This is a genomic window from Chloracidobacterium sp. (assembly GCA_016720705.1).
Lineage (GTDB): Bacteria > Acidobacteriota > Blastocatellia > Pyrinomonadales > Pyrinomonadaceae > OLB17.
Map to the genome: position 1 here is coordinate 2186896 of JADKKB010000007.1, position 25163 is coordinate 2212058.

General features: G+C 52.7%; 24 protein-coding genes and 2 pseudogenes. 10 read left to right on the forward strand and 16 right to left on the reverse strand.

Annotated elements, in window-relative coordinates:
- Positions 1 to 6 precede the first annotated feature (6 nt).
- The 9 genes and pseudogenes from IPQ00_16750 to thiO form a co-directional block, all read right to left on the reverse strand.
- A complete protein-coding gene (locus IPQ00_16750) occupies positions 7 to 1416 on the reverse strand; it encodes an FHA domain-containing protein (protein ID MBL0242216.1) in 1410 nt (469 codons plus the stop codon).
- Positions 1417 to 2261: 845 nt separating this feature from the next.
- Positions 2262 to 2426: pseudogene (locus IPQ00_16755) on the reverse strand (hypothetical protein).
- Between the two features lie 383 nt (positions 2427 to 2809).
- A pseudogene (locus tag IPQ00_16760) lies at positions 2810 to 3055 on the reverse strand (FHA domain-containing protein).
- Between the two features lie 67 nt (positions 3056 to 3122).
- Positions 3123 to 3581, reverse strand: a complete 459-nt coding sequence (locus IPQ00_16765) for a hypothetical protein (GenBank protein ID MBL0242217.1) — start codon at positions 3579 to 3581, stop codon at positions 3123 to 3125.
- A gap of 28 nt (positions 3582 to 3609) precedes the next feature.
- Complete coding sequence (locus IPQ00_16770; protein ID MBL0242218.1) at positions 3610 to 4977, reverse strand: pyridoxal-phosphate dependent enzyme; 1368 nt, start codon at positions 4975 to 4977, stop codon at positions 3610 to 3612.
- 264 nt (positions 4978 to 5241) lie between these two features.
- Positions 5242 to 6024, reverse strand: coding sequence for a hypothetical protein (locus tag IPQ00_16775; protein MBL0242219.1), 783 nt, complete (start codon positions 6022 to 6024; stop codon positions 5242 to 5244).
- Positions 6021 to 6674, reverse strand: coding sequence for a class I SAM-dependent methyltransferase (locus IPQ00_16780; GenBank protein MBL0242220.1), 654 nt, complete (start codon positions 6672 to 6674; stop codon positions 6021 to 6023). The genes IPQ00_16775 and IPQ00_16780 overlap by 4 nt, the downstream gene beginning before the upstream one ends.
- Positions 6675 to 6678: 4 nt before the next feature.
- Positions 6679 to 8076, reverse strand: coding sequence for a TlpA family protein disulfide reductase (locus IPQ00_16785; protein MBL0242221.1), 1398 nt, complete (start codon positions 8074 to 8076; stop codon positions 6679 to 6681).
- 16 nt (positions 8077 to 8092) lie between these two features.
- Positions 8093 to 9211, reverse strand: a complete 1119-nt coding sequence (thiO, locus tag IPQ00_16790) for a glycine oxidase ThiO (protein ID MBL0242222.1) — start codon at positions 9209 to 9211, stop codon at positions 8093 to 8095.
- Between the two features lie 108 nt (positions 9212 to 9319).
- On the opposite strand from thiO, the gene IPQ00_16795 reads away from it, so the two are divergent.
- Positions 9320 to 10339, forward strand: a complete 1020-nt coding sequence (locus IPQ00_16795) for an isocitrate/isopropylmalate dehydrogenase family protein (protein MBL0242223.1) — start codon at positions 9320 to 9322, stop codon at positions 10337 to 10339.
- 86 nt (positions 10340 to 10425) lie between these two features.
- Positions 10426 to 10821, forward strand: a complete 396-nt coding sequence (locus IPQ00_16800; GenBank protein MBL0242224.1) for a hypothetical protein — start codon at positions 10426 to 10428, stop codon at positions 10819 to 10821.
- Between the two features lie 6 nt (positions 10822 to 10827).
- Here IPQ00_16800 and IPQ00_16805 read toward each other — a convergent pair whose 3' ends face one another.
- The 3 genes from IPQ00_16805 to IPQ00_16815 all read right to left on the reverse strand — a co-directional run bounded on the left by IPQ00_16805 (position 10828) and on the right by IPQ00_16815 (position 13147).
- Positions 10828 to 11232, reverse strand: a complete 405-nt coding sequence (locus IPQ00_16805) for a DoxX family protein (GenBank protein ID MBL0242225.1) — start codon at positions 11230 to 11232, stop codon at positions 10828 to 10830.
- 87 nt (positions 11233 to 11319) lie between these two features.
- On the reverse strand, positions 11320 to 11682 hold the full coding sequence (locus IPQ00_16810; GenBank protein MBL0242226.1) for a hypothetical protein: 363 nt from the start codon (positions 11680 to 11682) through the stop codon (positions 11320 to 11322).
- Positions 11683 to 11839: 157 nt separating this feature from the next.
- The gene (locus IPQ00_16815; GenBank protein MBL0242227.1) at positions 11840 to 13147 is read right to left on the reverse strand and encodes an aminopeptidase P N-terminal domain-containing protein; all 1308 of its coding nucleotides are present in this window, start codon (positions 13145 to 13147) and stop codon (positions 11840 to 11842) included.
- A 187-nt stretch (positions 13148 to 13334) separates the two neighbouring features.
- Here IPQ00_16815 and IPQ00_16820 point away from each other — a divergent pair, with 187 nt between their 5' ends.
- The 7 genes from IPQ00_16820 (at position 13335) to queC (ending at position 17609) form a co-directional block, all read left to right on the forward strand.
- A complete protein-coding gene (locus tag IPQ00_16820) occupies positions 13335 to 13931 on the forward strand; it encodes a hypothetical protein (GenBank protein ID MBL0242228.1) in 597 nt (198 codons plus the stop codon).
- An 87-nt stretch (positions 13932 to 14018) separates the two neighbouring features.
- The gene (locus IPQ00_16825; GenBank protein ID MBL0242229.1) at positions 14019 to 14225 is read left to right on the forward strand and encodes a hypothetical protein; all 207 of its coding nucleotides are present in this window, start codon (positions 14019 to 14021) and stop codon (positions 14223 to 14225) included.
- A 30-nt stretch (positions 14226 to 14255) separates the two neighbouring features.
- Entirely contained in the window at positions 14256 to 15260 is a 1005-nt protein-coding gene (locus IPQ00_16830; GenBank protein ID MBL0242230.1) for a hypothetical protein, read from the forward strand.
- A gap of 147 nt (positions 15261 to 15407) precedes the next feature.
- Positions 15408 to 15785, forward strand: coding sequence for a hypothetical protein (locus IPQ00_16835; GenBank protein ID MBL0242231.1), 378 nt, complete (start codon positions 15408 to 15410; stop codon positions 15783 to 15785).
- A gap of 4 nt (positions 15786 to 15789) precedes the next feature.
- Positions 15790 to 16281, forward strand: coding sequence for a hypothetical protein (locus IPQ00_16840; GenBank protein ID MBL0242232.1), 492 nt, complete (start codon positions 15790 to 15792; stop codon positions 16279 to 16281).
- A 1-nt stretch (position 16282) separates the two neighbouring features.
- Entirely contained in the window at positions 16283 to 16945 is a 663-nt protein-coding gene (locus IPQ00_16845; protein MBL0242233.1) for a radical SAM protein, read from the forward strand.
- A complete protein-coding gene (queC, locus tag IPQ00_16850; protein MBL0242234.1) occupies positions 16929 to 17609 on the forward strand; it encodes a 7-cyano-7-deazaguanine synthase QueC in 681 nt (226 codons plus the stop codon). Before IPQ00_16845 ends, queC begins: the two co-directional genes overlap by 17 nt.
- Positions 17610 to 17613: 4 nt before the next feature.
- On the opposite strand, the gene IPQ00_16855 is transcribed toward queC, so the two are convergent.
- The 4 genes from IPQ00_16855 to IPQ00_16870 all read right to left on the reverse strand — a co-directional run bounded on the left by IPQ00_16855 (position 17614) and on the right by IPQ00_16870 (position 22519).
- Positions 17614 to 18282 (reverse strand): hypothetical protein, encoded by a 669-nt coding sequence (locus tag IPQ00_16855; protein ID MBL0242235.1) that lies wholly within the window; start codon positions 18280 to 18282, stop codon positions 17614 to 17616.
- A gap of 56 nt (positions 18283 to 18338) precedes the next feature.
- The gene (locus IPQ00_16860) at positions 18339 to 19634 is read right to left on the reverse strand and encodes an insulinase family protein (protein MBL0242236.1); all 1296 of its coding nucleotides are present in this window, start codon (positions 19632 to 19634) and stop codon (positions 18339 to 18341) included.
- Positions 19635 to 19679: 45 nt separating this feature from the next.
- A complete protein-coding gene (locus tag IPQ00_16865) occupies positions 19680 to 20054 on the reverse strand; it encodes a GxxExxY protein (GenBank protein MBL0242237.1) in 375 nt (124 codons plus the stop codon).
- Between the two features lie 65 nt (positions 20055 to 20119).
- Positions 20120 to 22519 (reverse strand): hypothetical protein, encoded by a 2400-nt coding sequence (locus IPQ00_16870; protein MBL0242238.1) that lies wholly within the window; start codon positions 22517 to 22519, stop codon positions 20120 to 20122.
- Between the two features lie 239 nt (positions 22520 to 22758).
- Between IPQ00_16870 and IPQ00_16875 the strand changes: the two genes are divergently transcribed.
- Positions 22759 to 25101 carry an oligopeptide transporter, OPT family gene (locus IPQ00_16875; protein MBL0242239.1) on the forward strand — a complete coding sequence of 781 codons (2343 nt, stop codon included), beginning with the start codon at positions 22759 to 22761 and terminating at the stop codon, positions 25099 to 25101.
- Positions 25102 to 25163: the final 62 nt, after the last annotated feature.

The window sequence follows — 25163 nt, forward strand, 5'->3', positions numbered from 1 at the left end:
GCCGTTCTATTTGGTATACGTCGAAACCGGTTGGAGGTTCAGCCCAAAATCCTGCGGGTTTTCGCCAATTATGGCGGCAGCAAAAAACTTCGGCACGTACTTAAAGTTCTCTGCCTGAAATTGTTTCGAGAGTTTGTCGCCGTTCGCGATCAGTGTCCAAAAATCACGCGGCAAACCCGAATTCGAATCCAACGCCTTCTGCAGATTAGAGCTAAGCCCACCCTCGCCGCTATTATAGCTGCCGATCGCCAGCGGCACGCTTGCCGGACCGGTGCCGTATCGTCCGGTCAGGGCTTTCATATAGGATGCGGCGGCCCGTGCCGCAGGTTCGGGCTGACAGCGTTCGTCCGGGTTTGACGGCGAAGCCCCCGAAAATACCTTTAGGCCGTGGATCTCCGCCGTTGCCTTCGTAAACTGAAACATCCCGAGCGGCCCTGTCGGGCTCTGCAGACAGATGCAGTGCTCCGATTCGATCATTGCCAAATAGAGCCCTATTCGCGGATCGATGCCTTTCTCATTAAACGCCCGTACGACGAATGGAGCATTCTTACTGGCGCGTTCAAATGTGGCCTGGAGATTATCGCCGAAGCGGCAGCCGCCAAGCGGTTTCACCTTTGCCCTTGAGGCATAGGCGTCCGTAAATCCCTTTATTTTATCGATCGCGGCTGCCGGTATAGCCTCGCTGCCGCTATTCCCGATCACCTGTGCGATACGCATCGCTTTGGCCTCAAGGTACTGGCGGCGTTCGGCGTCGGACATCTCCGCATATTTCTTGCCGCTCGGCACGTTTACCGGCGTAATGTTGCTATTGCCGACCGGTAGGTCGTTTGCTCCGGTATTTGAATTGTCAGACACCACCGGCGAACTCGACGGCGAACCGTTCGGTTTTGCGGTCGGTGACGGTCGCGGACCCTCATCTGGAAATGTATCGACATCTCGGTTCGACGCGATCTCCGGACCCGGGCTCATCACGGCAAAAGCGATCAGAACGACGGAAATGCTGATCACCATTATCGCGGCTGCGATCACGATGACGGGCACCATACTGAATTTTCCAGCCGGTTCGGCGGACGAAACCACGTTGCTTGGCCGAGGCTCCGCCCGTGCAGTTTTCGGCTCCAAGACATTGACGGTTAGAAGCGTGTGGTCGCCGATCTTGATGCGGTCACCATCGCGAAGCGGCGTACCGGTCGCGGCAGCACGTTCACCGTTGACAAACGTGCCGTTGGTCGAATTTTCATCGACGATCCAAATGCGTTCGCCGTCGCGGTAAATTACCGCGTGCAGCCGCGAAAGTCCGTCGTCGGCAAATCGATGGTCGGATTCGTTCCCGCGTCCAAAGGACATTCGCTCACCATCGATCGAGATCGTTTGCGAACCTTCGGGTGTCGGATATGTCAGCGTAAACTGCTTCATCTTACATTGCTACGCGGTAAAGGTCCGACAACGGGCGGTCCTTTGTCAGTCCGAATGCCTGCGGATTTTCCGCCACGATCCCGGCGGCAAAAAAGCGTATCAACTGTTCGCGTTCGGCCGGCGTTCGGATCGAATTCCATACATCGGTACGATTTTGCGGCAAGGTCGCCTTCCACGCCCCGGCGTCCTGGGGCGATTTGCCAAAGGCCGCAGCACTATAGATGACGTCGCCGTCAAAAACACCGAATATTATCGCCTTGGCATATAATGCGGCGGAGCGTGCCGCACACGCTTGCGACGCGTCCGACAGCGTCTCTGTCCCGCACATACCATTATATTTATTTTCGGTGACAAATGCCGTCGTCATCCGCCAGAGGCCTTCGTCAGAACCCTGTTTATCGACCACGAACTTACTCCGTGCCATCGCAAGGATAAAGCCGAACGGCGGATCGATATTCTGCTCGCGGACAAATGCGGTGTTAATGGTATCGCGATAGACTGCGGCACGCTGTGAATAGCCCTCGATGGCATACTCGCCGGAGCGCTTTTGCACTTCCTGCAAAAATTGTTTGTTCGTAACGTTGTAGCTGAAACTGCCCGAAAACTGCTTGACTAAGCGTTGCGTCAAATCGCTCACCTGCACGAGCGAAGGTAGTCCGCGACCGGATGGTTTGCCGGGTTGCGTATTCGTCTGAGCCACGATCGGCGTCTGCGCAGGTTTGGCGATCGCCCGAGTCTCAAACGCAAGAGCGACCGCAGAGCCTTGCGGCATCTTCTGTCCGTTTTCGTCGATCAAAACGATCTCAAGAACGTGGTCGACCCCGTCAGCGAGTTCCGGATGTTCCTTAGGGTCGAGTGTCGCACTGAAGCTTGGGCCATTTGCCGTGGCGACCTCTTGGCCGTCGATCAGGAATATTGCCCGATCGACACAAGCCGTATTTTCGGCCTTGACCTCGATCTCGACCGCAGCATTGATCGTGTCGCCGGGTTCGGGTTTGACGATACGGGCGGTGGCGTCACAGGCTGACGATCCGCGTGTCATATAAAACGCACCCGCCGCGACCGCACACACCACCGCTAAGCCGACCACGGCACCGGCGATCAGGATGGTAGGGTTTGAGGAAGACGAAGACGTCGCTGCCGCCGCCTGGGTATTGGTACTAGTAGCGTTGCGGACACCTTGTCGGATCACATCGTAAGCGGCATATTCCGCTTCGGTCGACGCCTGCGAACCGATCGTCGACATCTCGCTGTTTGCCCGCGACATTCCGGCCGAATCCGACACTTGTGAACCGCCCCTATCGACCGCCGATCGGCCTGAAGACCCGGCGTCGCTAGAGTCGTCTGATGTGCCCGCAAGTGCAAATTCGGCCTCGCTAGACCCGCCGAAGAGGATCGCGTCGCCCGGGACAAGTCGGGCCTCGCCATTTACGCAGACACCGTTGACGGTAGTACCGTTACTGCTCTGCAGATCGATAAGGTAATAGTCACCGCCGCGTTTTTCGATCTCGGCGTGATAGCGCGACACATTCGAATCCGACGGAAAGGCCACGGCGTTGTCCGAAGTTCGACCGATCGTCGTCACATCGCCGTCGAGCTCCGTTTCACTGCCGTCGAATTTTAGTATCGCGTGCTGCATACTAGTTTACGACGATATCGTATCAAATAATTTGCGGTTTGCGGCGGCAGATCGCCGCCATTGTAGATCAGAATCCGCCCGTGTCCGAACGGCCATTGAAAAACAGAAAGTAAACAAAGGCTACAAATCCGATCGCGACCGCCGCCAACACGAAAACGACAAGTGCGGCGAAAATCGGGCGCGAGGCCTTGGCGGGCTTGGTCGTCGGCCTTTCCACGAGGACGCGTTCGGCCGTAAACTCCTCGGAAATAAACGGTTGAGGCTCGATCGCGACCGCCGGAACGTGTGCCGGGGCCGTTGCAACCGCGGCTTCTGACGGTGATTTTCCCTCGGGCGGTGCGTATAGCTTTGCCAGAGGGTCGTCGGGCAGTTCGAGAGCGATATCGTCATCATCGCCCGGGGTCGAGGGCTCTAGGGTGTCGGGTTCCGGGTCGAAAAGGTCGATCGGATCGACATCGTCGGGGCGGACCAGTTCGCCGGTGGAACTGCGAAATACCGGTTCAGGCAATTTCCATTTATTCGACATATTATCGCTCACTGCTTACAAGTGCCGATCAATGCGGCAGATCCAAAACGTCCGAACGCGTAATAATACCCGTAATACGCTTGAAATCCTCGATCACGACTGCCGGAGACTTGGTCAGTTTATTCTTGATCGAGTCAAAGCTTTCGTCAACGTCAACGACCGGAAAACTCTTGTCCATAATGTCGCTGACCTTGGCATCGAGCAGATTACGATCCTTGAGCAAGTTGGTCAAAATATGGCTTTCGCGAAGGCTGCCGACCGATTCGTGACCGTCGATAACTGGCAGCTGGGTCACGCTGTTCTCACTCATCAGTGCCAATGCGGCCGCGACCTTTTCGTCGGGGCCGACCGAGATCAGTTCACGCGGCGAACCCGCACTTTTGGTGTCAGCGATCAGGCTGGCAGTTATACGCTGCGGTTCGAGTAGCAGTTTCTCCTTCATCCATTCATCCGAGTGAAACTTACTCAGATAATGTTCGCCCGTGTCGCAGACGATGAAAACGATGCACGCCGATTCGTCAAGATCCTTGGCGACCTTAAGGGCGGCGGCAAAGATCGTTCCCGCCGAACCTCCGCAAAAAATGCCCTCACGGCGGCCGAGTTGGCGAGCGAGGTCAAAGGACTCGCGGTCCGTTATATTGATGATCTCGTCGATCGTATTGAGGTCGGCGTTGCCGACCGGCAGATTTTGACCGATGCCCTCGACCAGATACGGTGTCGCCTCGGGGATGAATCCCGATTCCTTGTAGGTCTTAAAGATCGAGCCGTATGGATCGGCTCCGATCACCTTGATGTCGGGGTTCATCTCCTTAAGGTAGCGTCCGGTACCGCTGATGGTGCCGCCGGTGCCGATCGAGGCGACAAAGTGCGTGATCTTGCCGTCGGTATCATTCCAGATCTCGGGGCCCGTCGTGCGGTAGTGCGCCGCCGGATTTTCCGGATGATTGTACTGATCCGGATAAAATGAATTAGGTGTTTCCTCCGAGATCCGCTTTGCCGTCGCGACGTAATGGTCGGGAGTGCCGGGCTTGGCCGCCGCCGGGCAGACGACGATGTCAGCCCCGAGGCCTTTCAGATAACGCACCTTTTCGGTCGAGGCTTTTTCCGTAAGTACAAAAATGCACTTGTAACCGCGAACCGCCGCAACCAGAGCCAGGCCGATGCCGGTGTTGCCTGATGTCGCCTCAATGATGGTCCCGCCCTTTTTCAGCACGCCCTCGCGTTCGGCCCAGTCGATCATCGAGATGCCGATGCGGTCCTTGACCGAGTATCCGGGATTGAGGCTCTCCATCTTGGCGTAAATCGGTGCCTTGATCTTGAGTTGCTTGGTAATATTGTTGATACGTACGAGCGGCGTATCGCCGATCAGTTCCAGAATGTCGTTGTAAACTTTCATTTGTCCTAAAATTGTGCGAGCTATTGCCAAAGCAAATAGTCGTATAAGATTTGCTGCTACGCAGAGTTTAATCGCAAAGCCGCTCTGAGGCAAGAATCACACGGATCGGGTATCGCTGAAACCGAATATACCTGCTCCGCCGCTGACACAATGACGCTCGTAGGCGTAACACGTAAATGTAACGAGCACAACGGCCTACGTCATTGGACTTGATCAAAATGGCACGATCTTCGACACGACAGCCGCGAGTTTGGGCAACAGGGCTCAACTGCCGATTTGTCTGGCGTCGAGCAGTCGTTTGGGGTCGTTTGTGATCAAGGCCCTGATCCCTCGGGTTTGGCAACGGGCGATCCATTTGGGGGCATCGGCGGTCCAAATGGTCACCGGCATTTGAGCCTCTCGGGCGAGGTAAGTGAGTTTCTTTGACGCAAGGGTATGATGCAGCGATATTTGCTGTGCCCCGAATTCGTGGGCAAGAGCGATCATATATTTGCGACGGCGGAGTACCGTCATTATCGTCGGCTCGAACAATGCGGCGGTCTGAGCCTCTGGCAAGCGATGGCGGACAACGGGAATTGCCCCGAGCCTGAAACTCTTAACGATCATCTGCCCGAGCCGCGGCGAATCGCGGATCACGTCGGAGACGGCAATGGCCAGCGAACGATAGTCTGCTACGTTAACCTTGAGTTCGATATAGATAAGGCCGGCAAAATCGCGGCATAGCTCAAGCACCTGAGCCAGTGTCGGCACCGATTGGTCGGCAAACGCGCTATCGGCAAGCTTTGGATGTTTGTCGTTAAACCACGAACCGACATCCGCCGAGCCGAGTTCGGCAGCGGTCAGATCCGCGACACGGTCGCGCCGTCCGCCAGTGCGTTCGAGCGTTGCGTCGTGGATCACGACCGGAACGCCGTCTTTTGACAACTGCACGTCGAACTCGAGCCCGTCGGCACCGGCATCGATCGCCAGCTGAAATGCGGCGAGCGTGTTTTCCGGTGCGAATGAGCTTGCACCTCGGTGGCCGATTATGAGCGGCGTGTTACTCACTTTTTCTCCAGTAGAAAAATCGTCTTACTCCAGGCTATCGGTTCGGTGATAGGGAATTCGTGATTGCCGACAATGTTGAAATAGCGTGTCGCGGCGACCCTTACGTTGTCCAAAGGATGGATCTTAAACTTGTATAGCAGTTCGAGTACGGACCCGACGATCGATGGCTTCACCGGCAGTAGTACGAGCGGGGCACCTTTTTTGAGAACGCGTGCCGCCTCGCGGAGTCCGGCATCGAGCGGCGTGTATTCGAGTACGCCGCACATCAGGATGAGGTCGAACGACTGGTCCACAAACGGCAGGCTAAGAATGTTTCCCTGCACGATATCCGTGATCTTGGCGTGCTTTCGGCGTTTTAGAAACTGCTCGCGGGCTACCTTGAGCGATTTGAATGATAGGTCAAGTGCGATCGCCCTTTTCGGATCGAACGCCGCGTCCTGAAACGCCAGCGAGACGATGCCCGTGCCACATCCGGCATCCAATACGAGCGAGTCTGAATCGATCTTGAGATCTAGCGAACGCAGATACTTGGCAACCGAATTGCGGTAACCGTTGAGCCTCAACGCCAGATTATGAACGTCAGCGATGCGGTCATAGAGGCCTTGGGTTTTAGCTTTACCGGTTTGGGTGTGCGTCCCTTTTTTGGGCATTCGGTTACTTTTCCGCCATAAGCTTGAAGATCATTGCACGTATTTCCTCAAGCCGGGAGGAGTTGGTGCCGGTTTCAATATAGCGGATTATGCCTTTTCGGTCGACCAGTACTGCGGTCGGCAGAGCCATTGCACCAAATTGGAGTTGGACGGATTGGTCGCCCGCGACCACAAAATCGTATGTCAGATCATACTTTGTTCGAAAGGCTTTGAGAATGGCGATCTCCGCCGGCGGGTCTTTGGCACCGATCTGCATTCCGTAATACCGGGTCACGCCGAGAATCTCAAAGCCGTCTTTGGCAAAATCTTGCTGCCATTCGCGGAGTGACGGAAATGCCTCGATACAAGGTCCGCACCACGTTGCCCAAAAGTCCAGCAGCACGACCTTGCCCTTAAGGTCCGCCATAGTCCGAGGCTTGCCGGGCAGCCATTGGTCGACATTAAGCAACTCCGGCACCGGTTCCCCGAGCATCTTGTACTGTTTTTCGCGGCGTTTCAGTCGGGCAAAAACATCGGCTTGAGCGGTTTTGGCAGTAAAGTCCTTAGCCGAACTGATCAGGGCCTCGAGGTACAACTCGAGAGCGGAGCTCTTTCGTCCGGTTGATATCATATAAGTGATCTTTCTATCGACAGCGTAGTAGTAAAAGCTTGGTGATTCGAGTTCCTTGGCCCTGCGGCGTAGTTCGTCGAGTGCGGCGTCTGCCTTTGGAATATCGCTCGAACCGGCATATGCCTCGAAAACGAGCATTCCACTATCAAGTATTTCGTCAAGGCCGCGCGAGCGTGTCGCCGCCTCCTTGAGCATCGATCCGGCAGTGTTGTACGCCGCTTCGGCGTGCGGTGCCATTTTCTGGAACTGGGCGGCTGATTGGTATGCCTTTGCGAGTTCATTTTCCATTCTGAGCCGCTCGCCGCTCTTAACGCTTGGCCCCGCCAGATAGTCGCTCAGTGCCTTTTCAGCCTGTTCGAATCTGCCTTGTTTGGCCGCGACCACCGAGATCAGTGAGCGGGCGGTCTGGAGCTTTTCAGCCGAGGGGTCGGTTGACACAACATAACGCTCGAGCCACGTCGCGGTGCCATCAAGATTGTCGGCTACCCAGTAGAGCAGGCCGGTGAAGTATAGATCTTCGCCTGACGGTTCTTGCCGTGCGGCGGCGATCGCTGCATTTTTTGCAGCGAGCTGTTTTTGCTCTTTGCGGGTCTGTTCCTGAAGGCGTTCGCTGTACGGCAGTTTTTTGTCGGCGTATTCGATAAACTTTGACCGTGTGTAACTATTAGTTTCGTCGAAAAGCTGTTTGACGCTAGCGGTTGTTACGATTTCCGGTGTCCCCGTCGACCGGCCGGACTGGGCATCGGCGACCATCACGAAAACAAATAAGGTAAAAATTAAAAAAATGCGCATTTACAATAACCGTTGTCTATCTGTTGCGAAACCGATCCGGCCCGAACGCCTCCAAATACGGTGAACGCCGGCCCTCTAGAATCAGATCCGCCATTATTTCGGCAGTCCGCGGTGCGAGCAGGATGCCATTACGATAATGTGCGGTAGCGATATAAAGACCGCCAATACCGTCGATCTCTCCAAGGATCGGCATTGCGTCAGGTCCGGCAGGCCGGAGACCCGTCCACTGATCGACGATCGAGAGTCCCGCAAGAGCAGGAGAGATCGTCGTGGCCACCTCAACCAATCCGGCTGTTGCTTCCGCGGTAATATCGCGGTTAAACCCAACGTCTTCGGATGTTGCTCCGACCAGGACGCGGCCGTCAGCCCGCGGCACCATATAACCGCCTGTGCTATAAATAACTCGTTCAAAAAGCCGCTTGGCTGTACGAAACGCGATCATCTGACCGCGGATGGGCTTGACCGCAATTGGCACGGGGAAAGCCCCGAGTTTGATGAGCGAGGTCCACGCTCCGGTTGCAAGTATCGTTTTGCCCGCAATTATCTCACCCTCGTCGGTCCGTGCTCCGCGAACGCCGCCGTTTTGGCTAATAAGATCGATCACGCTTCTTTCTTCGACGATCTTAACGTCATTAAGATCGGCATAATGGCGCAGAGCCTTTATTAGTTTGCGATTTTCGACCTGCCAATCATTAGGAAAGAGAGCACCGCCGATAACCTCCGGCGAGACGAACGGTTCGGTTCGGCGTACCTCGGCGGCCGTCATTGTTTGAACGTTAAGACCGGCTTTCTGCTGCCATTGGACACGTGCCGATATCTGTCTGACGTCATCATCGTCAAACGCAAGGTAGAGCGTTCCTTTTTGGTCCAATTCTATATCGATGGCCGTATCGCCAAACAACGAAGCGGCAAGTTCGGGGTATTTGGAACGCGATTCTGCCAGGAAAGCCAGCATATCGCCGGGTTCGTCCGTCTCGGCCTGGGCACCGAGCATTCCGGCTGCGGCCCACGATGATTGTTCGCCGCAACGCCCTTGTTCGACGACCGTAATGCCGCGGACGCCGCGACGGTTAAGTTCGCGGGCAATGCTAAGCCCGATAACGCCACCGCCGATAATCAATATTTCTGAATTCATTCGAACTCGAACCTCAGCCAAGGACTAAATTATAGATGATGACGTTCGAGAGCAGAAACGGTTGATTTGTCCTCAGGTGCTATTTGCGTAAAATAGGACATTAAGATTATGAAACACACAATCACATTGATCCCTGGCGACGGTATCGGCCCCGAGATCACCGCTGCGACCGTTCGCGTGATCGAGGCGACCGGCGTCGAGATCATTTGGGAAACCCAGATCCTTGGTTCGCAGGCGTTGGAAAAGTACGGCGAGACACTGCCTGCGGCGGCAATCGAATCGATGCGGTCGACAAAGGTCGCTCTCAAAGGGCCGATAATGACACCGATCGGAAAAGGCTTCACGTCGGTCAACGTCGGTCTCCGAAAGGCTCTCGACCTATATGCGAACGTTCGGCCCGTCAAGGCTTTGCCGAATGTCGAGTGTCGATATCCCGGGCTCGATCTTGTGATCGTTCGTGAAAATACCGAGGACCTGTATGCCGGCCTCGAACACGTCGTCGTGCCGGGCGTTGTCGAGTCGATCAAGATCATTACCGAAAAAGCGTCGACACGCATTGCGAAATACGCCTTCGAGTATGCACGCGACAATGGCCGTAAAAAGGTAACGGCGGTTCATAAGGCGAATATTATGAAGCTCTCGGACGGCCTATTCCTAGAGTGCTTTTACAACCAGGCAAAGTTGTTTCCCGAGATCGAGGCCGACGACAAGATCGTTGATAATTGCTGTATGCAGCTCGTAATGCGGCCCGAGCAGTTCGATGTTCTAGTGCTCGAGAACCTGTACGGTGACATCGTCTCGGACCTATGCGCCGGACTGATCGGCGGACTTGGTTTAGCACCCGGAGCGAATATCGGCGAGCTTGGAGCGGTGTTCGAAGCAGTTCACGGATCGGCCCCCGATATCGCCGGACAGGGAATTGCCAATCCGACGGCGTTGATGCTATCGGCGATCCAGATGCTGAGGCATATAGGCGAGAATGAAGCTGCGAAAAAATTTGAAAACGCGTTGCTCGCGACCTTCAAGGACGGCCTCAAGACCCGAGATCTCGGCGGTACTGCACGGACCGCTGAATTTGCCAATGCGATCGTCGAACGCATAAATACTGAAGCAGCAGTGGCGGTCTAAAGGGAGAATTTATATGCAACCACTGGACCGTTCGATCGTTCTAATTGTGCGGGCTTCGGTATTCGCTGTCCGCATCGGAGGTTAAGATGAAATTACTGGTCTTTGCATTTATATTAACTGCCTCAATGGCACTCACCGCCTATTCCCACACACCGGAAACGATCACCGTGAATTCGGGTAAGCAGGCGGCCGCTAAAAAGAGCAAGCTCAAGGTCAAGTTTATATCCGTTACCGAAGACTCACGCTGCCCCGAAGGTGCACAGTGCATCTGGGCGGGAAACGCTAAAGTTCAGGTCGAGATATCTGTGCCGAATGGGGAGAAAAAGACGTTTGAATTCAACACCGGAACGGGACCTAAAGGCGATCAGATCGGCGGCTGGGCCGTGACGCTCGAATCGCTTAGTCGGAATCTTGCCTCGAACGAACCGTCTGGACCAAAGAAATACATTGCAAAATTTACGATCGAACGGTTGCAGAGATAACTATCTTCACACTGACGTGAGGAACATCATTATCAGGTCCAGAAGGAAGTACGGAACGAGGACGGCAGCACCTGCGTAGTCCTTGGCGACGCGTTGGCCGAGGAAGAGGCCCGTGATCGTTGCGGCGCCGAGGATCGAAGAGTAGAAAATAACGATGGTCGAGCCTGCGACAAAGAAATAGACGATACCCACAGCGGCAGTGAGTCCGGTCAACAACTCGAGAATCGTGATCTTGGCCAACATAAGCGGAACCACTCCGCTGACAAACGTCTTTGAAAAATGCCCGGTCAACCACTCGAGATTTCCTTTCCAGTCGAGCACCTTATCGAGGCCCGATTGGATAAACAATATCGCCACAAACAGCGCTGAGAAAAGAGCGGGTAGATTCTTTAGTATTCCATCCAGATGCATATAATTTGTGAACGCTGACGGTCAGCGCAAGGTCGTTGAGACTCCTCAATCCTAATGCAAATAGGCCGACAGCGTCCACACGACCGGTCATCTAGTTACGGCAGTAGTTGCCGTAAGTATGGTTGAAATATCGTCGGAAACGATGATCGATCCACGATGAATATGCCGAACCGTCTCTGCGTCTATCTTCAGAACGGTCAGATATTTGCCGTTGTTTTCAGGCGGCGGAGTGGTCGTCAGAATGTATGCTCCCGATGGACTACCCGGATTGATCATCGCTACCGCAGAGCCAAACACACAGGCAATCGAATCGCCGATGGCCAGATGCAGATCGACGGTTGAAGTCACAACCATCCTATTTGTGCGAGAGCCTTGTTTTATATCTATCGTTGCTGCTTTGGATCCCTTCAGTTCGGACGTGCCGATAACCAATATTCTTACAGTGATCATATTTCTTTCCTCGCTATTCCAAGTTAAATTTGGGCTTTCATCTGTTAATGCGAAAATTTGAGCATTAATGTGACAAAAAAAATATCCCGGACTTTTCAGCCCGGGATTTCAGCGAGAAACAATATCAATCTAACTTGATGGACGTTGTGTCGAGTAGCTATTTTTTACCGTTTTGCATTATCGCTTCGATCTCGTCGGCGTCCTTAGTGACCTTAGCAGTCAGATTGCGGTTACCTTCTTCGGTGACGAGTATGTCGTCTTCGATCCGAATACCAATACCACGGTATTTTGCCGGGGCCGATTTGTCATCGGGCGGAATGTACAATCCCGGTTCAACGGTCAGTACCATTCCCGGTGCAAAAGGACGCGAGTTTTTGGCCGTCTGGTCGCAGAAATAACGTCCGGCGTCGTGCACATCGAGCCCGAGATAGTGACCGACTCCGTGCATATAGTACTTCATATACTCTTGCTTTTTGATCAGGTCTTTGGTCTTGCCCTTAAGCAGGCCGAGCTTTTTCATTCCTTCGGTCAGGAGTTCGATCGAGAATTCCTGTCGAGCCTTGACCGTGTTACCCGTTTTTGTGTATTCGATGCACTGGAGTTGGACGTCGAGCACGACATCGTAAACCTCACGTTGTGCTTTCGTAAATTTGCCGTTGACCGGAAATGTGCGAGTGATGTCGGCCGCATAGCCCTTGTATTCGGCACCGGCGTCGATGAGGATAAGATCGCCGTCCTTTAGCGGCATATTGTTCTCCACATAATGGAGGATCGTCGCATTATCGCCGCCGCCGATTATCGAGTTGTACGCGACCCCGCTCGCGCCCTTATCCCGCATATATGCCTCGATAAGCGATTCGACCTGCGATTCGTTCATACCGGGCCTAACCTTTTGCATCGCGAGAATGTGAGCCTCCGCCGAGATGGTCGCCGCGGTCTGCATCATTTCGACCTCATCGTCGGATTTATGCAGACGCATTTCGCCGGTGATGATCGTAGGGTCGATGATCGTATGCGGTGGATAAGCTGTCTTAAGGCGACGAACACGTTGACCTGACAAATATTCAAGTAAGCGTGCGTCTAATGTTCTATCAACAGAAAAGCGATAGTAAAGCTTGTCCTTGCCATCGAGCAACTTTGCCAAATCAACGCCAAATCGCTCAACCGTAAACGCCCGATCGGCTCCGTGGTTTTTGACCGCACCTTCCACGCCCTGGCGACGGCCGTACCAGGTTTCCATCAGCGGGTCGCGGGGGCGAACGTATAGGGTTAGTGGCTTTTTCGATGCCGGGTCGATGACAGCAATTGCGTCAGGTTCCGGAAATCCGGTAAGGTACCAAAAATCAGAGTCCTGCCGAAACTTAAATTCAGAGTCGTAGCTTCGGGTGACCTCGTGTGCCGCCGGTATGATAGCGATCGAATTGGGTTCCATCGCCTCAATGAATTTCTTTAATTGTGTTCGCATAGATATCCTCTTTTCCGAAAATTGTAACTCAAAAATCAGTCATTGTCAGAAGTTGGTTACTCGTCGTTACTATCCATAATCAACAAATTTTGTCTGCCGAGCAACAATTTGCTTTAGAGCTCCAACCATCCGAACTATTTTGCTGTTATAATCACCAAAATTTTGTCATCTACGGGAGTCAACAATTATGAAACGAACACTTTGTCTAATGTTACTTACACTTGTCGCGTCAACCATCGCCTTTGGGGACATTGCGCGGCCTCAACCTTCGAAGACGCCAAAGCAGAAGGCAAGCATCGATTCAACGTTGAGCATACGGCTCAGCTCCGACGCTAAAGAGGCGAAGCTCGTAATTCCCAAGTCTCAGCTAAGACAACTGCGGGCCGAACTAGAAAGGCTCGACGACGGTTCCGATGACACCGCCGTTTTGGAAACAACAAGCGGAGTCACACGGACGCAGACGATAGTCAGCGGTGCTTTTTTGAGTCTGGCTCTTGTTTTTGGCGGAATGTGGCTTGTTCGTTCAGGTAAGTCGGCTACCAAGATGGGGAAAACGCTCGTGATACTCACCGTTATAGCCGGTATCGGTTCAGCGGCGACATTGGTTTACGCTAATGCAGGCCCACCTCCTGAGACTCGCAGCATCACCGGCAAGATCTTTTCGCAGACAGTACAAAGCTGGAAGTGGGGCTCCGGCAAGATCAAGGTCGAGACCAAGTCCGAAGGTGATTCGATAGACCTGATCGTGCCCGATTCGCCTAAAACACCTAAAGGCGAGGAGTAGACTGCCCCAGTCGATCAAAATTTGGTTTTAGCTAGCGAACATATGGTGAATTATATTAAAAAAATTATCGTTCTCGTAGCTTTGATTATGCTCGGTTCGGCCGCGACCTATGTTTACGGCGACATCGCCTTGCCCCGGCGGGACGAGATCAACCGTCGGCTATTTAATATGGAAGATGCGTCCGGTGGATGCTGCACGGCGACCTCCGATCTGATCCAGATCAAGGTTTACAATCGTCACGACGTACTATTGCAGGTTCCTGATTCAAAGATCGAAAGCGATAAGGGCAATTAGTCCGCCGGCGGCGTTCGCCGGATTTAAGTAATGCAAGCAGTCCGCATAACTCGTGTCGAGGTTACGAGCGCACATTATTTTCTAATGGCGTTCGTAGTTTTGTGCTCAATTACGGCGGTGCTGATCGGTAGTTTTCCGCTACAGGCGTCGATTGTGACAATCTTCCTTTTCGCCGGCGTCCATAATTTTATGGAATTTCGCTACTTCGCCGCGCGGATGCCGTTGAAATGGGGAAGGTCCAAGCTTTTTTATTCTGTGGGCATCGGTGGCGTTGTGGTGCTAACGGCAGCGTATCTTTCGCTCTATTTCGGTGGCGGCAACTGGCTCTGGAGTCTAGGCGATTGGCCTTCACTGATCGCCGGTTGGAACACTGCTTTCATCTTATGGGTCGGACTCCTTTTTTATATTCGCGGACGCCAACGACCTAAGAGCGATTGGAGTTGGGCGTTTCCGCTTGCGTTTTTGCTCTCGGCGCTTGCGTGGATGGTTCCCCAGTACTGGAGCCTTGCCCTTGTCTATTTTCATCCGTTCGTGGCGATGTGGTTTCTCGATCGCCAGATACGCCGCACCAAACCAGAGTGGCTACGGGCATATCACGCTTGCCTGGCATCGATACCGATATTTGTATTCGGGCTCTGGTTGGTGTTTGCGGCTCGGCCAAACCTTAGCGAGGATACCACGCTCTTCTGGCGGATCACGCAACATGCCGGTAGCGAAATACTGCCCGGTATTTCAAGCCATTTTCTGGTCGCGACCCACGTCTTTCTCGAATCGATCCATTACTCCGTCTGGATAGTGCTAATACCGCTGATCGACCGCCGAGCACTTCCGTGGAAGTTTAATGAAATACCCTTATTTGCTAAAAAGGGTGGTTGGCCAAAGCTCGTGGCAGGAGCCTTCGTGGTCAGCCTTTTGCTCGTTTTTGCTTTCTGGACGGGATTTGCGGTCGATTACACGTTGACGCGTGATGTGTATTTTGCCTTCGCCATCGCTCACGTGATGTCCGAGTTTCCGTTCCTGATCAAAATGCTCTAGTGGGCAGAAATCGGGCAATTGACGATGAATTGCTAAGCGGTTGAAACGTGCGATCCTTAGTAATCATATTCGCCTATTCAACTAAAAATTATGTTCCTCTTCGATCTGGTAAACGATCCTCCTGTCCAGTCCCTTCCGATCGGTGAACTGTGGCGTTTTCTCCCTTTCGGCTATCTTTTGACGATACTGATCGAAACCCCGATACTGCTTGTCGGTCTCTCGCCGAAAGTCACATTTAAGCAAAAGTTACTCTGCGGCGTATGGTTGACGGCGTGCACATATCCGATAGTTATTTTGGTGTTGCCGGCACTCTTTTTTGATACGTCTAGATTTGTATACCTGACGGTCGCCGAGATATTTGCCCCCGTAGCGGAATGTGCACTGTTTTGGCTCGCGTTTCGCGGCAAAGGCTTACTAGGTCCCGGCGATTGGACTCGGTCGTTGATCGCCATAGTTATCGCTAATCTTGCATCATTCGGATTTGGCGAGATAATGAATAGTAACGGCTGGTTTGGCCTGTTTTAATTGTATGCGACATCAATTGATCATTTTCGCGATATTATCCTTAGCGTTATTAGCACAGACAACGACCGGACAGATCAGGTACGAGTCGTATTCTAATGCCCGGTTTGACTACTCGATCGACTACCCCGTGAATCTTCTTGTACCTCAGAGGGAATCTACGAACGGTGACGGGCGCGCCTTTCTTGCAAAAAAAGGCGATGCGAAGATGCTTGTGTGGGGGCAATACAATGCTCTTTTTGATACTTTGACTAATGCGTATCAGAGCGATCTGGAAGAACGTGGGGCGGACGTTACTTACAAGATATTGCTCAAAAACAGTTATGTCATTTCCGGCACGAAGGCCGGCAAGATCTATTACCAAAAGACGATGTTGTCCGGTACGGACGGCGATGGAGATGCGACATTTGCTACCTTTACGATCGAGTATAAAAAGTCTGAAAAGGCAAAGTATGACCCGATCGTCGCCCGGATATCTAAGTCATTCAAATTCAATTAAAATGACTGCTGCCGACCGATCTCTACGCATCACGGAAGTTTTTCTCTCGATCCAAGGGGAGTCTTCGCACGCCGGTCGCCCATGTTCGTTCGTGCGTCTTACGGGTTGCCCGATGAGGTGCGTCTGGTGCGACAGCGAATACACGTTCACCGGCGGCGAGCGGATCGCGTATGACGATATTTTTGTAAAGCTCGACGAGTTCGGGTGTGGTTTGGTAGAGATCACCGGCGGAGAACCACTGGCCCAAAAAGCGGTGATACCCTTCATCAATGAGCTTTGCGAACGAGACTACGAAGTTCTGATCGAGACCGGGGGATTTGTCTCGACCGAAGACATCGACCCTCGGGCTGCGATTATTTTAGATGTTAAGTGCCCGGCTTCCGGCGAGGCCGAACGCAATCACTGGGCGAATCTCGCCCGTTTGCGGCCTGATAAAGATGAAGTGAAATTTGTCATTGCTGAAATGGTCGACTGGGAATTTGCCAAAGAAACAATAGCAAAGTACGATCTTGCGAATCGCACAAAGGAGATTTTGATCTCACCCGTTCACGGGATCGAAAATCTCGCTGAGATCGCTGAGGCCGTTTCGCAAAGCGGCATCAAATTGCGATTGAATCTGCAGTTGCACAAATACATTTGGGGGCCGGATGTTCGAGGTGTCTAAAAAGGTCTCGATCGTACTTGTTTCGGGAGGAATGGATAGCTGCGTCACGGCATCTATGGCTCGGATTGAGAATGATGAGTTGGCATTTCTCCATATTTCGTACGGTCAGATAACTGAGGTACGCGAGCGAATGGCTTTCAACGACCTTGCCGATCACTTTGACGTCGAAAAACGGCTTGATATTTCGATCGAATATCTCACTAAGATCGGGGGTTCGTCGTTGACAGACGCGTCCATTTCGGTGGCCGAGGCTGACCTGACATCGACTGAAATTCCGACCAGCTACGTTCCATTTCGTAATGCAAATATGCTCTCGATCGCGACAAGTTGGGCCGAGGTGATCGGAGCGACGGCCATCTACATTGGTGCGGTATTCGAAGATTCGAGCGGCTATCCGGATTGCCGCCCAGAGTTCTACGCGGCATTTCAAGCGGCAATAGATTCCGGAACAAAGTCCGACACAAATATCGAGATTCGCACCCCGATCATCCAATTGTCCAAGGCCGAGATAGTGCAGAAAGGAATTGAACTAGATGCACCGCTACATTTGACGTGGTCTTGTTATCGCTCTGAAAGTTTGGCCTGCGGCACGTGCGACTCGTGCGCTCTGCGGCTACGTGGGTTCGCTCAGGCCGGCGTCATAGATCCGATCGCGTACCGTTGATGACTTATTGGTCAGGATCGTCTGAGATACCGGCAAGTTCCGCCTTTCTTATCTCGAGTTCCGCGATCCGGTCCTTGAGTGTTTCGATCTCAGCGTCTAACTTTGCCTCACTCGTTTCTCCACCGCTCAATTTATGAAAAACCGGTGTGATCACGGTTACAGATGCAATGATGATCGAAAGTATGCCGATCATCCGGGACACTATATCGCTATCACTTTCCGGTTCAAACCATAAAAGCCAAAGCAGTATTGCATCCAGCAAGATCGCCGCCGCAAACGCTAGATTGCGTGACCAGATAAATTTACGATCGAGATTTGCCAGTGAGATGAGGCTCAAGAGTCCGCAGGTGGTCGCCAGCATAGTGGCTGTCACCGTAGTCTTGGCGTAAATATCGCCCGTGTGTTGATGAAACCAGATCACTCCGATAACAAGGACACTCGCGAGTATCGAAAAAGCTATACCGGCAAAAGGAATTGCCTTCGCACCCTTTGCTTCGTAATACGCTCCGCACGCAAGCCCCAGGATACTAGTGCAAGTGATCGTAAACGTCGTTCCCAACACCTTCGACTCAAATTCACCAAATTCGCCGAGTAGAAGCACGCCGATCCCGAGTACGGCACAGACCGCCACCGAGGTGATCAAAATGTATAGAAAGAATTTTCGAAGATCCATTATTTCGTCCTCCTCGATTTAAGCGGGTTCACGGCCAAAAAATTCGTCCGTTAGATCTAGATGGCCAAACGGCCGCGTGTGATATCGAGGCCCTCGAGATCGCCGAGCGCGGCAAATGCGACATTCTCCGTCTTAAAGCTTTCCGCAAGGAGAGCGTTGATATCGTCCGTGGTTACATCGTTGATCTTTGTCAGTGCCTCGTCGACCGAGATCTGGCGGCCGTGGAGCATTTCGGCCTGGGCAAGCGTTGCGGCACGAGCGGCCGAATCCTCGAGACTTAGCAGTATTGACGAAACCGTCTGTTGCTTAGCGAGGTCGAGTTCGTCCGCTGTAACGCCATTGTGGGCGACCGCACGCATCTCAGCGATCGAAAGGTCGATGACCTCCTCGACCTGTTCGGGGGACGTGCCGGCAAAGACTGAAAACATACCGCAGTCCTGATACATTATGGCCGATGCACCAACGCTGTAGGCAAGTCCACGTTCCTCACGGATCTTTTGCCACAAACGGCTAGACGTTCCGCCGCCGATGATATTTGCGAGCAGGTCGGCCGCGTACCGGCGTTTGTCGCGGGCCGAAACGAGTGGCGTTGCGATGATGAGATGTGCCTGTTCGAGATTAGCGTTTTGCCTAATGACGATCGGAGCAGCTAACGTCGGTTTTGCACTACCCTCTTTACTACGGAGCGTTGTAATTGCTTCCGCTAAGGCGGGGTTCTCCGAGCTCGCAAAGGCTGTGCTTGCCATCTCGACCAAGGCCTCGTGCTCAATATTGCCGGCCGCGGCTATCACCAGATTGCCGCCGTGATACATCGCCCGGTGATAGTTCCGTGTTGTCTCGTGGTCGAATGACCGAACTGTTTGCGGCGTTCCGGCGATATTTAGCCCTAGCGGATGCGACGGGAAATACGCCTCGCTGAAGATCTCGCCCAAATACTCTTCCGGAGAATCCTCGACCATTTTGATCTCTTCGATAATCACACGCTGTTCGCTTTCGAGATCTTTCGCGTCGAAACGCGGGTTCAGAAGCATATCAGCGATCAGCTCAAATGCCTTCGGCAGTTGGTCGTCGATCACTTTTATGGCGAACCCTGTTTCCTCGTGCGTTGTAAAGGCGTCAAGATTGCCGCCCAGACGATCCTGCTCGATCGCGATGTCGAGAGCAGAGCGTTTCGCGGTTCCCTTAAAAACGGTGTGTTCGATAAAGTGGGAAATTCCGTTCAGCTCGTCGGGTTCGTGCCGCGAACCGACGCGGTAAAAGAACCCAAGCGTCGCACTTCGTACATCCTTCATCCGGTCCGTCAGTACGACGAGGCCATTTTCAAAACGAGTTTCTTGTATATCTTCCTTCATTAAGAGTTTTAGCCACTAATTACACTAATGGCACGAATAAGGAGTTTACAGGACGAGACGTTCGTACTCTAATTTGTATTTTCCAAAATTTACCAGAAGGGCAAGTCCGTAGCTCGTGGCCTTCAGATAGTTGAGCGTTTGAGCTTTGTGGATCTCCGCAATTCGATCTTGTGCTTTGAGTTCAATAATGATGGAATCCTCTACGACGATGTCTGCAACATACTCCCCGACTATTTTTCCGTGAAATGGGACAAGGATCGGCATCTGCTGGACCGCTTTGATCCCATTCTCCTCGAACAGTACCATCAATGCATTTTCGTAGACTTTCTCAAGAAATCCAAAAGCCAACTCTGTATGCACCTGCATAGCAAGTCCAACTATTTTATACGAGAGATCCTTGTGTAAAATCCTTTCTTCCATTCGTGTTATTTGTGTAATTCGTGGCAAAAACTCCTATTCTTCGTGTTAATTCGTGGCGAAAATTCCTACCGACTTATTGCATTGAACAGCAACGGAAATGTCGCTAAGCTTTGGCCGCGATATTGCGGACGAAAGCCAAACAGGATGATCTTGCCTTTGCCCATCGTTACCTCTACAAGTGCCGCTTTGCCGGCGATCTTTTCCGCTCCGAGTGCCCAGCCGGAGAGGAGGATCTGTTTCGGGTCTGTCGGGTACCGGGCGATGATGCGGACGGTCATCGTGTCCGTAGCCCGCACGTTAGTAAGGACTCCACGCTGGTCTCCACCCGACGTTGAGCCCTCGCTCACGGTCGGGCTACTGATACGCTCCGCGATGACCTCGAACACCGGGCCATTTTCGAACCAAGCTATTGACTGAGCGGGCATGCCTTTGGCGATCGGCGAGGTCAGGTCGAGTTCGGTGCGTAGGATCGAGCCGGGGATGAAGAAATCCTTGCGGTTCAAGCCCTTGGTCACGTCTCGGATCGGCAGGTTGAACTGCTCGATGGCGAAATCCGACGAGCGATTTAGAAAAACAAGCGTGCCGCCGGCCTCGACAAACTTTTTCAGATTCTCAACTCCTTCTTTACCAACGCCGCCGGTGTATTCGTCGGGCATCGTGCCTTTGGCGTAGCCGTTGAGGATCTGAGCTGGCGGTTGGTCGGGGAAGACTATAGTCTTTGAGACGAAAATTCCGCGCGCTGTCTGACCGTTTCTTAATTCGGCAATAACAAATTCGGTACAATCGTGGCTCGATTCCCGCCACGTCTTACCCTCCAAGACAAAGCGAGTCCAGCCCTCGTCCATTGCAGGAACGTTAGAACGATAGACAGAAACGGTTGGCCGACGTTCGGCGAGGCATTCGCCATAACTGTAATAGCTCGCGTCTACATTCTTGGGCGCGCTCGGCAACGCGCCCAAAATACGTTCGACCTCTATGTTCTGCAGAAACGAAATCGAGTGCGCCGTCACATCATATGGCGGAATCGGATTCCCACTGGCGTCCTTTAAATTTGGATAAACCTGGGGCTCTAGTATGGTCTTCGCAAAATCAAAGTAGGGCTGCGAAGCTTTGATCAATATGAACCAGTGCGTATTTGCCATCGTCGTGCCCCGAAGTTTGTTCTCGAACTCGACGCCGGCTCTCCGCAGAATATCTTGCAATACAAATGCATTTGCGTTGTCTTGTACCGCTAATGCTCGCAATTCACCATTTTTTCTCGGCCGCACCGCTTCCTTCGCGATCTCATAGAACCTCGAAAGCCACTCCTCACGGTTGTTCGCGGCATGATTGAGTAGACTAAACGCGGCGGCGGTCATGTAGTTGGTGATGTCGCGGATGTGCCATTCGCCGCCTTTCCAGACGGGGCCGAAGGTGTCGGATTCTTTGCGGACGTCGTAGCCTTCGCCGTTTCGCAGTTGATCGTACGTGACGGTGATCGGCGTCGCGAGCTTACACGAAGCCGTCTCGCTTAAGATGCGAACGCCGCCGTGGTAGTGCGAATATGCTCGGGCTGGTGTCCAAGCGTCGTAGGTTGAGTTGGTTGTTATGCCTTGCAAACCCTGTTTGCGAAGATCAGCCGCGACATAATTCCCAAGCTCGGTGTAGCCTTCGACGATCTGTTTGGGGACGTTCGGTTCGACGGGGTCCATGTATGGCGGCAAGAAAAGCCTTGAGCCGAACTCGCCTTGCTGATGGATGTCGTTGACGATCTGCGGGTGCCAGACGTTGTGGATCTTATCGACGGTGAGCTGCGTTTCGATCTGCGTAAACGCATACCAGTCGCGGTTGTCGTCGTGGCCGACATATTTGTGATAAAGCTCAGGCGGATCGGTGCCTTCGAACTTAGTGCCGAGCGTTTTGTCGTACCAGTTCTTGATAATATCCACGCCGTCGGGATTTAGGCTGGGGACGAGCAGGATGATCGTATTATCGAGAATTTTCTTGATCTCGGCACTATTGTCGCTAGCCAATCTGTAAGCGATCAGCATCGATGAGAGAGTCGAGCCGACCTCGTTGGAGTGAATGCCGCAGGTAATTAGCACGATCGTCTTTCCCTCTGCGATCAGCCGTTTCGCCGCAGCGTCATTGCTCTTAAATGTCCGAGGATCGGCGAGCTTGGCGTTGATCTGTTTGTATTTTTCGAGGTTCTTAAGATTCTCCGGTGAGCTGATCGTCGCGAACACAAACGGCGCTCCCATCGTCGTTTTGCCGATCTCTTGAAACATCACACGGTCGCTCGCCGCGTCGAGCTTCTGAAAGTAATCGACGATGCTCGCCCAACTTGCCAGCTTTCGGTCGTCGCCTGGCGTAAAGCCGAGCGTATCCTTCGGCGCCGGAACGGTCTGGGCCGCAACCGACAAAATAAGAAATGCGCCACATAGGCACAGGATCACGGAGTGTCTTAGATTAGATCTTATTCTCATAGGCTGATTAATTACGGAATTTGCTGACATCAATTTACCACAGCTTTTAACGGCCGAATCGAGATTTTTTATAGTTTTATCTGCGCTTTGCGTATCTCTGCGGTGAATTTCTCCCAAATACTTGCGTGTCAACCAAATGCAATGTAAATTAACGCAAGTTATAATCCTTTCCCCAATTAGCTTTCCGCGATCTCATTCGCGGATGTTCGATTCGAAGACAACCAAGGAGACCAAACGGGATGAAAAACCCTTTTCTCGAGAATTTTCGACCATTTATTCCGGATTCAAGCAAGCTCCGCGAGCTTTCTGCGTTTCCGTTGATAGTCGGTACGCTACTCGGCATCATTTTTGGAGCATCGTCACTCTATCTTGTACTCAAGACCGGACTCACGGTTTCCGCGTCGATTCCGGTCGCGGTCATCGCTATCACGCTGTTTCGATTACTATCCAAGATCGGAATGCGGGACGCGACCATCCTCGAGGCAAATATGATGCAGACGGCCGGTTCGGCCGGTGAATCGATCGCGTTTGGTATTGGAGTAACAATGCCGGCGATCATGATCCTTGGATTTGATCTCGATTTTACGCGTGTGATGCTGGTCGCCGTGCTGGGTGGACTTCTCGGCATTCTGATGATGATTCCGCTTCGGCGAGCTTTAATAAAAGAGCAGCACGGTTTCCTGAAGTATCCGGAAGGTACGGCGTGTGCTGAGGTACTAAAGGCCGGAGCGTCCAAAGAATCGCGGGCCGAATCGATCGAGAGTCACATTGAGGGCAATGATGACGCGGCACTGCAAGGCGGCAAGATCATCTCGATCGGCTTTGCACTTGGCTTTGCGTTCAACGCGTTGATGAAGGTGCTCTTCTTTTGGAAAGAATCACCGGGCTATGACTTTACCGAAAAGGGCTTCAAGGGCGGGTCGATCAGTTCGGACAATGATCCGACGCTGTTGGGCGTCGGCTATATTATTGGTCCGAAGATCGCCGGTCTTATGATGGGCGGCGGCGTTCTGTCGTATCTTGTACTTATTCCCATCATTAAGTTTTTTGGCGAGGCTGTCACGAGTCCCGTGGCTCCTGAGGTCAGCAAAACCATTTCCGAGATGGATCCCGGGCAGGTCCGGAGCGCGTACATATTGTATATCGGAGCCGGGGCCGTGGCGATGGCGGGTATCATCTCGCTCGGCCGCAGTCTGCCGACGATCTGGCACGGCCTGAAAGCCGGGCTTGCGGACCTTCGTGGTGGTTCGGCTGAGTCAAACGCGACTTTGCCTCGTACTGATCAGGATATGTCGATGAAGTGGGTTGTGATCGGCGTCATCGCTCTTGTCGCGGCGATAATGCTCTTTCCACAGTTAGGACTAAGCGTTTTCGTCAGTCCTTTCGTATCCTTCTTTGGGGCGATCCTGATTGTTATTCTTGGGTTCTTGTTTGTTACCGTCTCGTCGCGACTGACGGGCGAGGTCGGGTCTTCATCAAACCCCATCTCGGGAATGACTGTTGCCACATTGCTAATTACGTGTCTTGTTTTTCTGGCACTTGGTTGGACGGCGGCTGATCCCTATTTTGTGACGGCCCTGTCGATCGGCGGTATTGTTTGTATCGCAGCCTCCAATGGCGGCACGACTTCGCAGGATCTGAAAACGGGTTTCTGGGTTGGCGGCACGCCACGCAATCAGCAGATCGCGATCTTGGTGGGAGCACTTGCATCAGCGCTTGTTCTCGGTTCGCTACTCATATTTCTCAACGATTCACGAACGTATTATCAAAAAGTCGATCCAAATTCGTCCGAAGCGAAGGTTGTGGTCACGACTGAAAAATTTCATCGGGAACACGGCGAGGTCAAAACTGAAAAGGCCGGTGGAAAATTTAAGGACGTCGATACCGCTACATATAACGTCTGGCAGAATACTGAACCGTCGGCCGGACAGGTCGGCAAGTATCTTATCGACCAATCAGGTAAGCCGGTTTATTTTGTCGATCCGGGCATAAACGGGATCCTGAAAAAAGACGATGAGGGAAAAGATCTTGAGCGGTTTGACGCTCCGAAAGCAACTTTGATGAGCTACATCATCAAGGGTGTTCTAGGACAGAATCTGCCATGGGGGCTGGTTATTCTGGGTGCGATGTTGGCTGTGGTTTTAGAACTTGCGGGCGTACCTTCGCTGGCATTCGCGGTAGGGATCTACCTGCCGATCTCTACGTCGTCACCGATCTTTATCGGCGGTATCGTTCGATATCTGGTGGATATTTATCTTAAACGAAAGCTTGCGGGTCAGGATCTCACCGAAGATCAGATCGTTGCTGAGACCGATAAGTCGAACGGCGTGCTGATGGCCTCCGGTTATATCGCCGGTGGTGCCATCGCAGGTATATTGATAGCCGTATTTGCAGTTATTCCGAGCCTTAAGGCATTTCAGAAAGGTATGGAAGAATGGGCTGCGACAGGAAACGTGTTTTACGACGGAGCGAGCGCTGATCTGCTCGGACTGCTTCCTTTCCTTGGACTAGCGGTCATCCTCTATTTTGTCGGTAGGGAATGGCTCCTCAGCGGTAAAAAGAACAGTAAACCGTCAGCGTAAATCTTGTTTTACGTTTATCTACGCGGCACGCTATAATTTGGCGTGTCGCTTTTTTAATTTTG

What these genes read in the sequence shown, in the direction of transcription:
- IPQ00_16750 (MBL0242216.1), bottom strand. Translation starts at nt 1,416, where the DNA reads ATGAAGCAGTTTACGCTGACATATCCGACACCCGAAGGTTCGCAAACG.
- IPQ00_16765 (MBL0242217.1), bottom strand. Translation starts at nt 3,581, where the DNA reads ATGTCGAATAAATGGAAATTGCCTGAACCGGTATTTCGCAGTTCCACC.
- IPQ00_16770 (MBL0242218.1), bottom strand. Translation starts at nt 4,977, where the DNA reads ATGAAAGTTTACAACGACATTCTGGAACTGATCGGCGATACGCCGCTC.
- IPQ00_16780 (MBL0242220.1), bottom strand. Translation starts at nt 6,674, where the DNA reads ATGCCCAAAAAAGGGACGCACACCCAAACCGGTAAAGCTAAAACCCAA.
- IPQ00_16785 (MBL0242221.1), bottom strand. Translation starts at nt 8,076, where the DNA reads ATGCGCATTTTTTTAATTTTTACCTTATTTGTTTTCGTGATGGTCGCC.
- thiO (MBL0242222.1), bottom strand. Translation starts at nt 9,211, where the DNA reads ATGAATTCAGAAATATTGATTATCGGCGGTGGCGTTATCGGGCTTAGC.
- IPQ00_16795 (MBL0242223.1), top strand. Translation starts at nt 9,320, where the DNA reads ATGAAACACACAATCACATTGATCCCTGGCGACGGTATCGGCCCCGAG.
- IPQ00_16800 (MBL0242224.1), top strand. Translation starts at nt 10,426, where the DNA reads ATGAAATTACTGGTCTTTGCATTTATATTAACTGCCTCAATGGCACTC.
- IPQ00_16805 (MBL0242225.1), bottom strand. Translation starts at nt 11,232, where the DNA reads ATGCATCTGGATGGAATACTAAAGAATCTACCCGCTCTTTTCTCAGCG.
- IPQ00_16810 (MBL0242226.1), bottom strand. Translation starts at nt 11,682, where the DNA reads ATGATCACTGTAAGAATATTGGTTATCGGCACGTCCGAACTGAAGGGA.
- IPQ00_16815 (MBL0242227.1), bottom strand. Translation starts at nt 13,147, where the DNA reads ATGCGAACACAATTAAAGAAATTCATTGAGGCGATGGAACCCAATTCG.
- IPQ00_16820 (MBL0242228.1), top strand. Translation starts at nt 13,335, where the DNA reads ATGAAACGAACACTTTGTCTAATGTTACTTACACTTGTCGCGTCAACC.
- IPQ00_16825 (MBL0242229.1), top strand. Translation starts at nt 14,019, where the DNA reads ATGCTCGGTTCGGCCGCGACCTATGTTTACGGCGACATCGCCTTGCCC.
- IPQ00_16830 (MBL0242230.1), top strand. Translation starts at nt 14,256, where the DNA reads ATGCAAGCAGTCCGCATAACTCGTGTCGAGGTTACGAGCGCACATTAT.
- IPQ00_16840 (MBL0242232.1), top strand. Translation starts at nt 15,790, where the DNA reads ATGCGACATCAATTGATCATTTTCGCGATATTATCCTTAGCGTTATTA.
- IPQ00_16845 (MBL0242233.1), top strand. Translation starts at nt 16,283, where the DNA reads ATGACTGCTGCCGACCGATCTCTACGCATCACGGAAGTTTTTCTCTCG.
- queC (MBL0242234.1), top strand. Translation starts at nt 16,929, where the DNA reads ATGTTCGAGGTGTCTAAAAAGGTCTCGATCGTACTTGTTTCGGGAGGA.
- IPQ00_16855 (MBL0242235.1), bottom strand. Translation starts at nt 18,282, where the DNA reads ATGGATCTTCGAAAATTCTTTCTATACATTTTGATCACCTCGGTGGCG.
- IPQ00_16860 (MBL0242236.1), bottom strand. Translation starts at nt 19,634, where the DNA reads ATGAAGGAAGATATACAAGAAACTCGTTTTGAAAATGGCCTCGTCGTA.
- IPQ00_16865 (MBL0242237.1), bottom strand. Translation starts at nt 20,054, where the DNA reads ATGGAAGAAAGGATTTTACACAAGGATCTCTCGTATAAAATAGTTGGA.
- IPQ00_16870 (MBL0242238.1), bottom strand. Translation starts at nt 22,519, where the DNA reads ATGAGAATAAGATCTAATCTAAGACACTCCGTGATCCTGTGCCTATGT.
- IPQ00_16875 (MBL0242239.1), top strand. Translation starts at nt 22,759, where the DNA reads ATGAAAAACCCTTTTCTCGAGAATTTTCGACCATTTATTCCGGATTCA.